Here is a 14,933-nt window from a genome sequence, read left to right as displayed (position 1 = left end):
AGAATAATTTAATGGTGATTATTATGCAGTGTTCTTAACAAATTATTGCTCTGAAAACAATCATTGCGACAGGAGGCTGCAATTCAGGGCTCAACGTCCGGAAATATTCACCCCGAAACGTTCGGCATAACCTTCCAGTCCGGCGCGGATATCTGCCGTACCTTCCAGCACGAGATTGTCCAGAAAATCAGACGCTGTTTCCAGATCCAGAGTGCGCACCATGGTTTTGACAGCAGCCACCTGCAGCGGCGGCATGGACAGGGAACGGTACCCGGAAGCCAGCAGGGCCATCGCTTCCAGCGGGTGGGATGCCATATCCCCGCAAACCGTCACATCCACCCCGTTGCTGTGGCAAACCCGGGCAATCTGTCTCAGCATTCTGATGACTGACAGGCTCAGGGTGTCATAGCGCCTTGAAAGGTGGGTGTTGCCCCGGTCTGCTGCAAAGAAGAACTGGAGCAGATCATTGCTGCCGATGGAGAGGAAATCCAGATGCGGGCAGATTTCGGGAAGCTGCCAGACAAGGGACGGCACCTCCAGCATCGCCCCCAGTCGCAGGGAAACAGGGAGTTCTCCGCCGATGGAAGCCTCCCGGTTCAACTCGAATTCCAGCAGATCACGCGCAGCCCTGTACTCTGACAAATCGGCAACCATCGGGAACATGACACTCAGTTCGCGTCCTGCAGAGGCCCGGATCAGGGCACGCAACTGCTGACGCAGCAACGCAGGCCGGTCCAGCCCGATGCGGATCGCCCTCCAGCCCATTGCGGGGTTTTCCTCAGCCGCCATGGACCAGTAGGGAAGAACCTTGTCCCCGCCGACATCAAGCGTCCGGAAGACAACCCTGCGATCCTCAACACCGCTGTAGATCTTCCGATAAAGCTCGGCCTGCTCACCGATCCCCGGAAGGGACTGGCGGACCATGAAGGGAACCTCGGTTCTGTAAAGCCCGACCCCGTCAGCACCGGAGTTCACAACATTCGGCAAATCGACAAGCAGACCCGCATTACAGTTCAGCGAAATACGGCAACCGTCCTTTGTGACAGGCGGCAGCTCCCTCTCGGCAGAAATCTCGGCCCAGCGCTGTCTGCGCCCCTTGAAGGAACTGCGGAAGGATTCAGCAACGGCTTCAGCCGGGCGGATCAGAACCTGATCGTGCTCGGCATCCACAACCAGCACATCCCCTTCACGGACGCGCTCCAGCACACCCCGGCACTGCCCGAGAACAGGAATTTCAAGGGCCTGGGCCACAAGGGCCACATGCGCAGTGGGCGAGCCTTCTTCGAGAACCACGCCACGCAGCTTCTTGCCCTTGTAATCCAGCAATTCAGCCGGCCCCATGGTCCGCGCCACAAGCACGAACTGTTCGGGCAGGTCCTTTTCCAGATGCACGGACCCCAGCAGGTGCCCCAGCAAACGATTGGACAGATCATCAAGGTCGGCCAGCCTCTCCCTCAGATAGGGATCACTGATCTGGCTCATGCGCTTGCGCGTGTCTTCCTGCGCCCTTTGAACCGCTGCTTCGGCAGAGAGGTTATGGTTGCGAATGGCATCTGCAATCCGCCCGATCCAGCCCCGGTCAGCCGCAAACATGCGATAGGTTTCCAGAACCTCGCGCTGTTCACCCAGCGCAGCGATCTCCGTGCGCTCGAGCATGTCATCAATCGAGCCACGCATTTCGGTGACGTTTTTCAGCAGCCGATTGACCTCGGCATCGGGGTCCTCGCACGTCATGCGCGAGATCACGATCCCCCTGTTGTGCATGACAGCAGGCGCAACAGCAAGACCGGAGGTCAGACAAAGCCCGACAATGCGATCCGGCTTGTTGGCGTCCTCACTGTCTTCCTGAAAGACCAGATCCTCGCTCGAAACCAGCTCGGCCAGAACCATGGCGACGGTTTCAAGAGCTTCGACCTCGTCCTCTTCGTACTGTCGGTGGAGAAGGTTCTGAACAGCAATAATTCCCAGAACCTGACCATTGCGCATGATGGGAACTCCCAGCATGGACTGGTACGGTTCCTCTCCCGTTTCCGGGCGAAAGGCAAAGTTCGGGTGGTGCGGAGCATCCGTTACAGCGAGCGGAATGGCCTGTTCAGCGACAAGACCAACAATCCCCTCACCCTTGCGGAGGGTCGTCTTGTGAACGGCTTCACGCTTCAGACCTTTGGTCGCGACCAGTTCCAGAACCTGGTCCTTGCGCATGACATAGATGGAACAGACCTCAGCCTCGAAGTCCTGCGCAATAAGCTCGACAATCTGGTTCAGGTGATCCTGATTGGACCCCTTTCCCTTCATCTGATCGCGCAGAAGCTTGAGTAACCGGCGGGAACCGCCCAAACTTTCTGAATGACGTTCTGTCATGCTGTTCTCCTGATCGGGCATGCAACAAAGCCCTGCGGAGAGCTGCTCCGACTGCTGTCAGTCAACAGCCGGAACGGGTCCTCTTGAAAGGAAGTCCTATGCGTCTTCCTCTTCTGCATCCAGCCCGTAGGCTGTGTGCAGTGCCCGCAATGCAAGCTCGGTATACTCTTCTGCCACAAGGACAGAGATCTTGATTTCTGATGTGGAGATCACATCAATGTTGATGCCCTTTTCTGCCAGCGCACCAAACATCTGCTGGGCCACGCCTGCATGAGAACGCATCCCGACACCAATGACAGAAATCTTAACAAGATCAGAGCTGTGATCCAAACGCTCGTATTTCAGTTCGCCGCGCTTGTCTTCCAGCAGGCGCAGTGTCCGTTCCAGATCACCCTGTGAAATGGTGAAGGTCATGTCGGTGCAATCGCCCTTGGCAGAGACATTCTGGATGATCATGTCAACATTGATCGCAGCATCTGTCATCGGGCCGAAAACAGCCGCAGCCACACCCGGGTGGTCCGGAACATTGCGCAGGGTGATCTTTGCTTCGTTGCGGTTGTAGGCGATACCACTGACCAGAGCTTTTTCCACGATTTCATCCTCATCAACGACAAATGTGCCGGGCTTGTCTTCAAAGCTGGACAGCACCTGAACACGAACATTGTGTTTCATTGCCATTTCCACAGAACGGGTCTGCAGAACCTTGGCACCCTGAGACGCCAGTTCCAGCATCTCTTCATATGTGATTTTCTCAAGCTTGCGCGCTTTCGGCACGATGCGCGGATCTGTTGTATAGATCCCGTCCACGTCCGTGTAGATGTCACAACGATCCGCCTTCATGGCCGCTGCAATTGCAACAGCAGAGGTGTCGGATCCGCCGCGTCCGAGTGTCGAGATACGACCGTCGGTCGCCAGCCCCTGGAAGCCAGCAAAGACAGCGACCTGCCCCTGCTTTTCAAAACGGTTGATGATCTCGCTGCAATCGATGTCCAGAATTCGGGCAGAGCCATGTGCCTCGTTTGTCTGGATTGGCGCCTGCCAACCCAGCCAGGAGCGCGCATCAACGCCAATTTCCTGCAGACAGATCGCAAGCAGACCACTGGTGATCTGTTCCCCTGCGGAAACCACGGTATCGTATTCGCGCGCGTCATAAAGCTTGCCGGCATCCTGAACATAACCAACCAGCTGATTGGTTACACCTGCCATCGCAGACACGACAACAGCAACCTCGTTACCTGCATCCACTTCCTTTTTGACACGCTGCGCCACGTTACGGATTCGATCCATGTCCGCGACAGAGGTGCCACCGAATTTCATAACAACTCGTGCCATCAGCCCTACCTTCGGGGAAATATTCTCTCGACAGTCCAGACAAGGCCGGATAAAGCCTTGCTGTTTCACTTGGTCCTATCCATACTCTGCCAGCCGTCACGAAGCAAGCACCCCGACCCAAATATAACCGCTGTGCGTACAATCTTTTGTGACTGTTTTGTCTCTGAATAGCCCTCAGGAGAATAAAATGCCTGAAATCGACACACCCTATTCAACTGAAAGCGACGCAGCAGCGGGAAAGACCGTCGATCCTGACGAGATTTCCAAGTTTGCAGCCATGGCCCAGGAGTGGTGGGACCCGACAGGCAAATTCAAACCGCTCCACAAGCTCAACCCGGTGCGTGTCGCCTATATCAGGGAAAAGCTTTGCGCGCATTTTCACCGTGATCCCGAAGCCGAACAGCCGCTTGCAGGCCTGAGAATTCTGGACATCGGCTGCGGTGGCGGCCTGTTGTCAGAGCCTCTGGCACGCATGGGTGCAGCAATGACCTCCATTGATGCCTCCGCACGCAACATCCAGATTGCGCGGCTGCATGCAGAAGAAAGCGGGCTCGACATTGCCTTTCGCCACTGCACCTCTGCGGACATGCTTGAGAAAGAGGAACGCTTTGATGCTGTGCTTTCCATGGAAATCATAGAGCACGTTGCCGATATCGAGAGCTTTTCGACCGAATGCGCCGAACTGGTTCGCCCGGGTGGCCTGCAGTTTGGTTCCACCCTGAACCGGAACACCAAATCATGGCTGATGGCCATTATTGGTGCCGAGTACCTGCTGCGCTGGGTTCCCAAAGGCACTCATGAATGGAACAAGTTTCTGCGCCCTTCGGAATATGTCGACCTCATGCGCAGGAACGGCCTCATTCCCCAGGACCTCTGTGGCATCGTCTACAACCCGATGCTCGATCGCTGGTTCCGCGACGAAGCCGATCTGGACGTCAACTACATGCTGGTTGCCGAAAAACCGGAATAACCTGCTCGTCAGCAGAACAACGCAGAACGCCAACAAAAAAGCCGCTCCGAATGAGCGGCTTTTTCAACAATGGCATTTCGGATCAGAGTGATTTCTGTCCCATGTCGAGGAACTTGTCACGACGCTTCTGGCGAAGCTCGGACCCTTCCAGAGCAGAAAGTTCGGAGAGCTGCTGCTCAATCACATCCCCCAGGGCCAGAATAGTGGACGGGGCATTGCGATGCGCGCCCCCCATTGGCTCTTCAATAATCTCGTCAATCACACCCAGAGCCTCAAGATCCTGCGCTGTCAGCTTCAGAGCCTCGGCCGCATCCTTGGCAAACTCGCCACTGCGCCACAGAATGGAGGCACAGCCTTCAGGAGAGATCACGGAATAGATGGAGTGTTCCAGCATCAGGACACGGTTTGCAGCCGCAATGGCAATCGCACCACCGGAACCGCCTTCACCGATAATCGTGGAAATCATCGGAACGCGGATATCCAGACACTTTTCAATGCTGCGCGCAATCGCTTCGGACTGTCCGCGCTCCTCGGCCCCGACACCCGGGTAGGCACCAGCAGTGTCCACAAAGGTAATGACCGGAATTTTGAAGCGCTCGGCCATATCCATCAAACGGATGGCCTTGCGATAGCCTTCCGGACGCGCCATCCCGAAGTTGTGTCTGACACGCGTGTGCATGTCATTGCCTTTTTCCTGACCAATCACAACAACGGACTGACCGCGGAAGCGCCCCAGACCACCAACAATGGCAAAATCTTCCGCATAGGCACGGTCACCGGCCAGTGGCGTGTAGTCCTCGATCAGGGCTTCGATATAGTCCTTGCAGTGTGGACGGTTCGGATGACGCGCAACCTGTGTTTTCTGCCAGGCAGACAGCTTGGCATAGGTTTGGCGCATCAGCTTGTCCGCTTTGGCTTCCAGCTTGGAAACTTCCTCTGCGATATTGACATCACCGCTGTCAGAAAGGTGACGAAGACCTTCGATTTTACCTTCGAGTTCAGCGATCGGTTTTTCAAAATCAAGGAAGTTTTGCATGGTACTTTTACGGACACCCGGTTGTTTGTCGTTACAGGGATTGCTTCTTTCGCAATCGCGTCAGTCTGTTTGATCCCTTCCTATGGCGCAAGCACAAAAAAACGTCAAGCATGTTCAGGCCAACAGCCGGGCATTTAATTTCCGCAGTTCAGGCCCCAGCCCTGTCAGTCCCTGTGGTCCGCATCAGAAGCAAGGGGGTGATGCGTGGCCATCAGTCGTTGCAATCTGGCCTGCAGCACATGGGTATAAATCTGGGTTGTCGAGATATCCTCGTGCCCGAGCATTTTCTGAACCGCGCGCAGATCGGCCCCGTTTTCCAGCAAGTGTGTTGCAAAGGCATGTCTCAGGACATGAGGGGACAGGCTGGAGGGCATCAGTCCGGCTTCAAGCGCCAGATCCTTCAGCAGCTGACCAACCCTGTGCCGTGTCAGATGCCCCTGGGCGCCCCGGGACGGAAACAGCCATGCGGGCTTTTTTCCCCTTGCCAGATCAGCTCTGGAAAAATGACATTCCCGACAGTCGAGATAGGCCTCAAGAGCCTGCCGCGCATGGCGCCCAACCGGAACCAGCCGCTCCTTGTTCCCCTTGCCCTTCACCAGAAGCGCTTCCCGGTCTCGCTGTATCCCGGAAACCGTCAGGCTGACCAGTTCGGAGACCCTCAGGCCAGAGGCATAGAGCAACTCCACCAGCGCCCAGAGGCGCACAGCATCCGGATCATTGCCCTGTGAGGCGCGGCGCGCAACCTCAAGCAGGCGGTCGACCTCTTCCATCGTCAGAGCTTTGGGCAAGGGCTTTTTCTGTTTCGGAGGCACAACCAGCAGGGCCGGATTGTCCTCCCGCAGGTTTTCTTCCATCAGGAAGGTAAAAAACTGCCGCAGGGAAGACAGGTGACGGGCCTGCGTACGTTCGGACTTCCCGTCCAGCGCAAGAGCCTGCAAGTAAGCCCGCACATCGGCAGAACCGGCCTCTGCCAGTGACACACCCGCCTTCAGTTTTTCCAGAAAGGACGTCAGATCCCGACCATAGGCCTGCAGGGTGTTGTCTGTCGCCCCCCGCTCGGCCTGAAGCATTTCCAGGAAACGTTCAACCAGCAGGGCGCCATTGGCCGTCATAACGGTTTCACCTAAAGACTGTTCAGGAAGGCAACTTCCAGTGCAAGCTGACGCGCCTCACGTTCAAGTCCGACTTCCACAAGGCCTTCCAGCACGGAGCCCAGTGTGACCGGATGCAGCTCTTCCGAAGGCGTATCCCCCAGCAGAACCAGCGCAAGGGCAACAACTTCGGCCTTGTTGAGTTTGCGTTGTGCATCCTTCAGGGCGAAGTAACCGGCAGCAGAAGGCATCAAACCCTGTGCAGCACCATCCGAAGCGGCAAGCATGGCCCAGGGCATATCCTCGGAAACCCCGACACCCTGCAAAAGGGCCCGGATAAAGACCGTGTTCATACGGCGGACATCATCTGCCACACCATCCTGCGCCACCGACCAGCCATTGAGATTCCCGTAGCCACCAACAACACGCTCGCTTGCCAGCTGGGCATAGGGCCACAGGCTCGTGACGGCCGCAGTTGCATCCTTGGACGACAGAACAGCCTCACGCGCCATCAGAACCCATTTACCAGCCTCCTGCCAGCGACCGGTTGCATAGAGCGCACGCCCTGCGGTTCCGGCAAACCAGATCAGATCATCGGTCGGTTCCAGAGAAGCCAGAATATCCTGATAGACCAGCGCCATCAGGAAGGCTTCCTCTGCCGTACCAGCCTGCTCGAAAGCTGCTTCAATCAGCTCGGCCTTTACAGCATTGAGGGACTGCTTGGAGACTTCCTGCCACAGAATGGCGTGGCGAATGGAAGGATCAAGATCATCGCTGTAATCCCCGGCCAGGATCCGGTCAATTCCCAGTTTCACATCTGTCAGGTTTGCATAGAGCTCCTGCAGGACAACCGGTTCAATGGCCCCGAAACGCAGGGCTTTTTCAGCAGCAATAAGTCTTTGCTCAACACTGTAGGCATCAGAAGCGAGCACCTTCAGCAACAGATCACCATGCACCCATTCCAGCAGACTGTCCGGCAGTGCCGTCTTGCTTTTTTCAGCCAGAGCCAGGTGGATCGCTTCAACCGGCCCGGCACTTTCGCCCGTGACCGGGCTTTGCAAACCGGCCGCTTTCAGAGCCAGCTGCATGAAAAGAGGGTCCGCCTCCTCAGGAATTTCCCGCAGGAGATCCAGCCCCAGCAGCGCCCGGTCTGTTTCACCCTGATGAATCTGGCAAAAGACCTGATAGCGCGCATAGATTGTCGAGGAGATATCACTGTCCAGAAGAACCGGCAGGTGATCCTGACAGAACCTGTCGTAATCTCCGGCAAAGAGCGCAGAGTTTGCTCTGGCTCGCGTCAGTTCAATGGAATTCACACTTTGCGGAATGCGATCAACCAGATCCTGCAAGGCCGTCAGACGGTTCTGGTTCTCAAGAAGCGCGATACGCTTCAGCAACAGTTCGGCAGGGCTGGACTGCGCTCCTCCGGATTGTGACGGTGTGGCCGCCGCCGTCAGCAGCAATCGGTTGGAAAGCTTCACGGCCTGCGGCAGGACAGGGCGTTCCGGCAAGGCCCCCAGCAGGTGATCGACCTGGACATAGGGCGTCTGCCGCCACATGTCGTACCCCAGTCCGCCATTTCCCTGCGACAGGGTTCCGATCGCATTGAGATCCTCCCCCAGAAGCTGACCACCCTGCGGAGCAAGATCCTGGATGATGATCGTTGATCCCTGCGGAACAGTCGAGCTTCCCCCGGCTCCGGAGGGTGGAGCCAGTTCGTAAAGTTCATTGTCACCCGGCTGTTGTGCTCCGGCACCCAGAGGCAGCAGGGAGGTGGGGGACGGAACAGCGGTCTGCGCCTGGACAAGAGAAGCCCCCAGAGGCAGCAAACCCGCAATTGCAAGGCCAGCCACAGGAAGGGACAAACGACCGATTTTCATCAAGGCTTCGCTCCTTCAGGTGTTTCAGTCAAGCAACTGAGAGTTCGGAATGGTCTTGCTGACCTCGGAAGACGGCGCAGGAATATCCCATGTCAGAAGGAACACTCCGCCAGCCAGAACTCCACACAGTGTCAGCATAAAAAGGAACATCGTAAATTTTTTCATCGTGCCAGACGCAACCCGCTTTTCAATCTGTTCAATTCCCCGAAAGCGAATTGTTCAGGGAAACAAAGTCTCAGTCTTATTGATAGAGATCGACTATGGCAAGAATGGGACAGAGATCAATCGTCTTTTGCCCCGACCCTGCTGCTTTTTCAGCAGATTAGCGCTTTCGTTACATATCGGGACCAGAAAAGCTTTGTTTCATGACGATCCATTCTGTATTGCTTAAGGAAAGTGAAACAGATGCAGACAAAATACGGAGATTCGCTTCGATCACACAGGAAGCCAGAAACCATTGATCCGACGCCAGCGTCAAAACTCGTCTCCCTCTCCGGGGCCGGCTTTGTGACAGCGGCGCAAGTTTGTCTGCAGAATACGGAGTACAAGCGCCCATGGCTGAAACCAAAGCCAGGCCTTCGAAAAAAGACAGCGCGAACAAGCTGCAACCGAACAACAAGGTGACCAGGAAAAAGGCCAAACCCAACAAGGCTTCTGCCAACAGGAAAACAGGAGCCGGCAAAAGAAAAGGCAGCCCGAACAGCTTCAAGAGAAGCGAGCTGACCGAAATCAGGGAGCAGTTGCCCAAAACCATTACCCTCGTCGGTCTTATGGGGGCCGGCAAGACCTGCATTGGCAAACTGCTCGCAAAATCCCTGAAGCTGAACTTTGTGGATGCAGACCATGAAGTCGAGAGAGCTGCAGGCATGACGATCTCTGAAATCTTCGAGACACATGGCGAAGCGGCCTTTCGCGATGGCGAACGTCGCGTTATCCAGCGCCTTCTGGACGGCCCTGTCCAGATCCTCTCAACAGGAGGTGGTGCCTTCATGGATGAGCAGACCCGCGCCACAATGATCGAGCACTCCATTGTCATCTGGCTCAAGGCCGATCTGGACGTTCTGGTCGAGCGCACTTCTCGACGCAATCACCGCCCCCTGCTGAGGAACGGCAATCACCGGGAGATTCTGTCCGATCTCATGGACAAGCGATACCCGGTCTATTCCCAGGCGCATGTGCCCGTGGAATCTGCGGACGGCGCCCCCGAACTCACAAGGGACAAGGCCCTGCAGGCCCTGATCGACTACCTGCAGGACGAAACGAAAAAGCAACAGACGACCCCGAAGGAGCCTTCCTGATGAGTTCAGCATCCGGCACCCCCCGTTCCCTGCGCGTTGAACTGGGGGAACGCAGCTATGACATCCTCATTGGCAAGGGACTGATCGAACAGTCCGGCACTCTGATCAAACCCTTCCTCAATCAGGATCGTGTTTTCGTTGTTACAGATGAGAATGTCGCCAGCCTTCATCTGGATGCACTCAGAAAATCGCTCGAGGCGCAGGGGCTGCAGGTTCTCAGCATCACCCTGCCCTTTGGCGAGAGCACAAAATCCTTTGCACAGCTCGAGCGAATCATCGACTGGCTGCTTGAACACCGCGTTGACAGGAAATCGACCCTTCTCGCATTTGGAGGGGGTGTTATTGGCGATCTTGCAGGCTTTGCAGCCGCTTCCGTCATGCGGGGGATTGATTTCATCCAGATCCCGACCACCCTGCTGTCACAGGTCGACAGCTCCGTTGGCGGGAAAACAGGGATCAACACGCCTCGTGGCAAGAATCTGGTTGGTGCCTTTCACCAGCCCCGCCTGGTACTGGCAGACACAACGGTTCTTCAGACCCTCCCCCGCAGGGAACTGCTGGCCGGTTATGCCGAAGTGGCCAAATACGGCCTGATCCGTGATGCCGCCTTTTTCTCATGGCTGGAAGATCACGCCACAGCCCTGCTTGACGGTGACGAGGAAGCCCTGTCCGAGGCCATTCTTGAGTCCTGCAAGGCAAAAGCACGAATTGTTGCCGAGGATGAACGCGAAAGCGGAGCACGCGGCCTGCTCAATCTGGGACACACCTTCGGACATGCACTGGAAGCAGAAGCCGGCTACAACGGCACCCTTCTGCATGGTGAAGCTGTTTCAATCGGCATGGTCATGGCCTTTGATTTCTCGGCACAAAAAGGGCAAATCCCGCAAGAGGATGCCAGACGTGTACGCCAGCACCTCGAGGACCTTGGCCTTCCTGTGGAAACAGGTTTTGTCGCCCGCCAGGCACTGGGCAACAAGCCCCTGCAACCGGAGCGTCTGCTCGACCATATGAGCCGTGACAAGAAAGTCAGCAACGGGCAGATGACCTTTGTCCTCCTCAATGCACTGGGGGAAGCCTATCTTGACCGCTCCGTTGACAGCACCGATCTGGAAAACTTCCTGATCGAAGCCTGTCGCTAAAGAGTTGCCCTCGGCAATTCTTGAAAGACTGCTATAATGTGCCCATACATTAGAACATGATGGGCGCATGACTTTTGCGCTCTGTTTCAGGAACTTGAGAGGACCACCATCGTGCTGGAAGCACTGAACAACAGTGAAACACTCCTTACACTGCTCGGCATACTGATCCTGCTTGGAATATCCGGATTTTTCTCCGGTTCCGAAACATCCATGACAGCAGCCTCCAAGGCACGCATGCACACGCTTGAGGAAGACGGGGACAAGCGTGCCGCTCTGGTCAACAGCCTCTGGGCCAAGAAAGAGCGTCTGATCGGCTCCATTCTTCTGGGCAACAACCTTGTCAACATTCTCGCCTCCTCCCTCGCAACCTCGGTCCTGATCGCCCTCTTTGGCGAAGCCGGCATTGTCTACGCAACGCTGGTGATGACGGCTCTGGTCCTGATCTTCGCCGAAGTCCTGCCCAAGACCTATGCCCTGCGCAATCCGGAAAAGGCAGCCCTTTTTGCCTCTGTTGTGTTGCGCCCGATTGTCCTGCTGCTTGGGCCGATTGTTGTCGCGGTCGAAAAAATCGTTCACACCACACTCAGGGTTCTCGCTCCGGAAGACAGGAACGGCAGCAATGATGAAGCCTCTGCCGCCGAGGAGGAACTGCGCGGAGCCATCGCCCTTCACGATGGCGAGGACGAGGAAACCCGTCACGAACGCGAGATGCTGCGCTCCATCCTTGATCTGGATGACGTCACCATCGAGGAAATCATGACCCACAGACAGAAGGTGGAATCTGTCGAGGTCGATCTCCCGCCCGAAGAGATCATCAAGGAAGTCCTGTCCAGCCCCTACACGCGCATTCCGCTCTGGCAGGAACGTCCGGACAATATCGTCGGCGTCCTGCACGCCAAGGCACTCCTGCGTGCCTTGCAGGCCCATCGGACAGACCCTGAAAGGAATGACAGCCTTCTTGATAACACCGGCCTGCTTTCCATTGCGGCCACGCCGTGGTTCATCCCGGAATCAACAAGCCTCCTCGCCCAGCTCCAGGCCTTTCGTGACAGGCGGGAACACTTTGCCATCGTCGTTGATGAATACGGCGAGATGCAGGGCATCGTGACCCTGGAGGACATCCTGGAAGAAATTGTGGGCGATATCTCCGATGAACATGACGAAGAGATGGAAGGCGTTCATCACCTTCCCGACGGCTCTCTGGAAGTTGACGGCACCGTCACCATCCGGGACCTGAACAGAAAGTTCGAATGGAAACTCCCGGACGACGAAGCTTCGACCATCGCAGGACTGGTTCTCTTTGAAGCCCGCCAGATCCCCCGTGTCGGTCAGCACTTTGATTTCTTTGGCAAGCACTTTGAAATTCTGGAGCGCAAACGTCACCAGATCACCCGTCTGCGCATCGAGAACGCGCAACCGCCGGAAACAGCGGATGAGGAATAGAGGATAGGACCCATGCCCCTGCCACCTCCGGACGCAGAACGCAGTCCGCTTCATCACCGTCGCTATGACTTTCACGGCTACGAAAGAAGCGACGGCCTGTGGGATATCGAGGGCAGAATTACGGACACAAAAAGCTATGACTTTCCCAATGCCTGGCGCGGTACAATCCATGTCGGGGAAGCCCTGCATGACATGCAGGTTCGCCTGACGATCAATCGTGACATGGAAGTCATCAACGCCGAAGCCTCCATTGATGACAGCCCCTTTGCAATCTGCCCGTCCATCACCCCCAACATCAAACGGGTCATTGGGCTGAAGATCGGAATCGGGTGGCGTGCGGGCTTAAGGAAAGTGATGGGAAGAACCGAGGGCTGCACCCACCTGGTCGAAATGCTGGGGGCCATGGGCACTGTCGCCTTTCAGACGCTCTCCTCCGAACGCTCGAAGCAAAGGGAACAGCAGCCGCAACAAGAGGAAAAGGAAAAGTCTCCGCCACCTCTTCTGGGAAGCTGTCACGCCTTTGCTCCTGATAGCGAGGTGGTCAGGCAGCTCTGGCCGGATTTCTGGACAGGTGCCGACAAATCAGCACCGGGAGAGGAAAAGGGAAAAGAGCAGTAACCCGCAAATCCCGGCTCTGCCCTCTGTTCCAGTCAGAAATTCGGATCGGCCAGTGCAGCCACCCGGAAATAGGTCAGGACAAACAGGCGGATCGCTCCTGTAAAAGGGGATCCTCCCCTGCGCTGATCAATCAGGGTAAAGATGTCCGGCATGCTCACGCGTTCCCGGCGGGAAATTTCCTCAAGGGAATCCCACATGACAGGTTCCAGCCTGACAGACGTCCGCCGCCCCGATGCCATGACATTTCTGATTTCCAAACCGGACTGACCTGCAATTCGTCCCAAACGCAAGTGGGTTTCCTTCAGAGCATAAGAGACTTTTGCGGAAGGTTTCTTGCTGTCACCTTGTTTTCTGTAACTTACTGCCGTTGGACCACTGTTGGACATTTCGAGCCCCGTTTTCTACAACCTATTGAGCAGAACGCAATCCCTGTTTCACGCATTAGTTTACATCCAAACAGGAAATATAAATATTGTTTTTTATGTTAATTCGATTTTTGGGCAGCGTGTTCGGCAACGGTACGCGCTGAAATCTGAAGCGCATGAATGCGTTCTTCGATCTCGTCTTTCAGAAGATCATAGATCGAACGCTGGCGCGCAACCCTGTTTTGCCCTTCGAAAACATCCGAAACAATCAGCAGCCGAAAGTGGGTTTCTCCACCTTCACGATAGCCACCATGTCCTCTGTGAAGTTCCGACTCATCAACAAGCTCCAAAACCGAAGGATGAAAAGCCTCGTTCAGCTTTTGTGTGGCCCGATCCGCGATCTTCATGATACCCCCTATAGCTCAGCTAACTGCCAAAATCACAAGCCTGTGACCCTATACCTGTTTTCTTTGTTATTTCGCAGAGTTTGAGAACACAACAGATTCAAAGTCAAGTCTTGTTTCCACCCTGACTTCCTGCTCTTTTTATACGCGAACAGTTGAACAGTTTTTCACCCGTCAAGCCATTCAAAATCAAGTGAACAGCCCCTGACCATCTTTCTGCAACCCTGCTCCAGCCTCTGCGGAACCTTCTGTGGCAGCCGGTTTTCTTTCGTTGCCATTCCGCTATAATCGGCATTCAGTTGTCATGATCCCGACCCCGTTTAAAAGTACACTGATAGCATGAGACACAATCTGGAAGCAGAAATAAGGTTTCTTCTGAACCGCCTGGACAGAGTGGCGTCCTCAAACGAATGGGACGATGATCTCAATCCCACGCAGGTTACAATCCTGCAGTATCTGGCGCGGGCCAACAGGCTCTCGCGATCTCCCTCGGTCATAGCCGATTATATGGGAACAACCCGCGGAACGATTTCCCAGTCCCTGAAATCCCTTGCAGGAAAGGGTCTTGTCAGCAAGGTCAGCCTGAGCACCGATCAGAGGACAACAAGCTTCGAACTTACAGAAAAGGGAAGCAGAGCCGCAGGGGAATATCAGGGTTTTCAAGCTGCCCTGTCAGCCATTCCGCAGGAAAGAAAGGAAGAGTTCCTCACAACACTCAGGGAAATTGCGGGACATGTCTTTCGCGAAAACAAAACAAAACTCTTCGGGATCTGCAAGGACTGCACATACCTCGAAATCAGGAACCAAAAGCACTACTGCTCCCTGATGAACTGGGATCTTTTGCCGGAATCCACAGAGAAAATCTGTCACAAACATACAGACAGGCCAGCTGTCAGTGATGAAGGCCAATAGCCTTTCATATCCTGACCGGCAAAAATCGGCACCATCAGGATGAGGCATCTTCTGCCCCTATTGACCGGATATGGAGTGGCCTGT

The 14,933-nt window shown here is 55.5% G+C and carries 14 protein-coding genes; 6 read left to right on the top strand and 8 right to left on the bottom strand.

Annotation, left to right across the window (positions count from 1 at the left end; genetic code table 11):
* Positions 1-90: 90 nt before the first annotated feature.
* Positions 91-2,361, bottom strand: coding sequence for a phosphoenolpyruvate--protein phosphotransferase (gene ptsP, locus AAAH10_RS16080; protein ID WP_343565435.1), 2,271 nt, complete (start codon positions 2,359-2,361; stop codon positions 91-93).
* Positions 2,362-2,457: 96 nt separating this feature from the next.
* A complete protein-coding gene (locus AAAH10_RS16075) occupies positions 2,458-3,693 on the bottom strand; it encodes an aspartate kinase (RefSeq protein ID WP_343565433.1) in 1,236 nt (411 codons plus the stop codon).
* 187 nt (positions 3,694-3,880) lie between these two features.
* Between AAAH10_RS16075 and ubiG the strand changes: the two genes are divergently transcribed.
* The gene (ubiG, locus tag AAAH10_RS16070) at positions 3,881-4,663 is read left to right on the top strand and encodes a bifunctional 2-polyprenyl-6-hydroxyphenol methylase/3-demethylubiquinol 3-O-methyltransferase UbiG (RefSeq protein ID WP_343565431.1); all 783 of its coding nucleotides are present in this window, start codon (positions 3,881-3,883) and stop codon (positions 4,661-4,663) included.
* Positions 4,664-4,745: 82 nt separating this feature from the next.
* On the opposite strand, the gene AAAH10_RS16065 is transcribed toward ubiG, so the two are convergent.
* From AAAH10_RS16065 to AAAH10_RS16050, 4 genes are all read right to left on the bottom strand, one after another.
* Complete coding sequence (locus AAAH10_RS16065) at positions 4,746-5,699, bottom strand: acetyl-CoA carboxylase carboxyltransferase subunit alpha (protein WP_343565429.1); 954 nt, start codon at positions 5,697-5,699, stop codon at positions 4,746-4,748.
* Between the two features lie 164 nt (positions 5,700-5,863).
* A complete protein-coding gene (gene xerD / locus AAAH10_RS16060) occupies positions 5,864-6,811 on the bottom strand; it encodes a site-specific tyrosine recombinase XerD (RefSeq protein ID WP_343565427.1) in 948 nt (315 codons plus the stop codon).
* A gap of 11 nt (positions 6,812-6,822) precedes the next feature.
* Complete coding sequence (locus AAAH10_RS16055) at positions 6,823-8,670, bottom strand: hypothetical protein (RefSeq protein WP_343565426.1); 1,848 nt, start codon at positions 8,668-8,670, stop codon at positions 6,823-6,825.
* 24 nt (positions 8,671-8,694) lie between these two features.
* Positions 8,695-8,835 carry a hypothetical protein gene (locus AAAH10_RS16050; RefSeq protein ID WP_343565425.1) on the bottom strand — a complete coding sequence of 47 codons (141 nt, stop codon included), beginning with the start codon at positions 8,833-8,835 and terminating at the stop codon, positions 8,695-8,697.
* Positions 8,836-9,224: 389 nt separating this feature from the next.
* Between AAAH10_RS16050 and AAAH10_RS16045 the strand changes: the two genes are divergently transcribed.
* The 4 genes from AAAH10_RS16045 (at position 9,225) to AAAH10_RS16030 (ending at position 13,168) form a co-directional block, all read left to right on the top strand.
* On the top strand, positions 9,225-9,968 hold the full coding sequence (locus AAAH10_RS16045; protein WP_343565423.1) for a shikimate kinase: 744 nt from the start codon (positions 9,225-9,227) through the stop codon (positions 9,966-9,968).
* Positions 9,968-11,107, top strand: a complete 1,140-nt coding sequence (gene aroB, locus AAAH10_RS16040; RefSeq protein ID WP_343565421.1) for a 3-dehydroquinate synthase — start codon at positions 9,968-9,970, stop codon at positions 11,105-11,107. Before AAAH10_RS16045 ends, aroB begins: the two co-directional genes overlap by 1 nt.
* Positions 11,108-11,218: 111 nt before the next feature.
* Entirely contained in the window at positions 11,219-12,550 is a 1,332-nt protein-coding gene (locus AAAH10_RS16035) for an HlyC/CorC family transporter (RefSeq protein WP_343565419.1), read from the top strand.
* A 12-nt stretch (positions 12,551-12,562) separates the two neighbouring features.
* Entirely contained in the window at positions 12,563-13,168 is a 606-nt protein-coding gene (locus AAAH10_RS16030; protein ID WP_343565417.1) for a DUF2889 domain-containing protein, read from the top strand.
* Between the two features lie 32 nt (positions 13,169-13,200).
* Here the strand turns inward: AAAH10_RS16030 and AAAH10_RS16025 are convergent, their stop codons facing one another.
* Positions 13,201-13,458 carry a ribbon-helix-helix domain-containing protein gene (locus AAAH10_RS16025; protein WP_343565415.1) on the bottom strand — a complete coding sequence of 86 codons (258 nt, stop codon included), beginning with the start codon at positions 13,456-13,458 and terminating at the stop codon, positions 13,201-13,203.
* Positions 13,459-13,652: 194 nt separating this feature from the next.
* Positions 13,653-13,940: a BolA family protein gene (locus tag AAAH10_RS16020; RefSeq protein WP_343565413.1), complete on the bottom strand. Its 288-nt coding sequence runs from the start codon at positions 13,938-13,940 to the stop codon at positions 13,653-13,655.
* Positions 13,941-14,276: 336 nt separating this feature from the next.
* Between AAAH10_RS16020 and AAAH10_RS16015 the strand changes: the two genes are divergently transcribed.
* The gene (locus tag AAAH10_RS16015; protein ID WP_343565411.1) at positions 14,277-14,849 is read left to right on the top strand and encodes a MarR family winged helix-turn-helix transcriptional regulator; all 573 of its coding nucleotides are present in this window, start codon (positions 14,277-14,279) and stop codon (positions 14,847-14,849) included.
* Positions 14,850-14,933 lie beyond the last annotated feature (84 nt).

This window comes from Carbonatibacter coralli, assembly GCF_039592655.1.
Classification (GTDB): Bacteria; Pseudomonadota; Alphaproteobacteria; order Kiloniellales; family Kiloniellaceae; genus Carbonatibacter; species Carbonatibacter coralli.
This window is presented reverse-complemented; position numbering and strand designations above follow the sequence as displayed.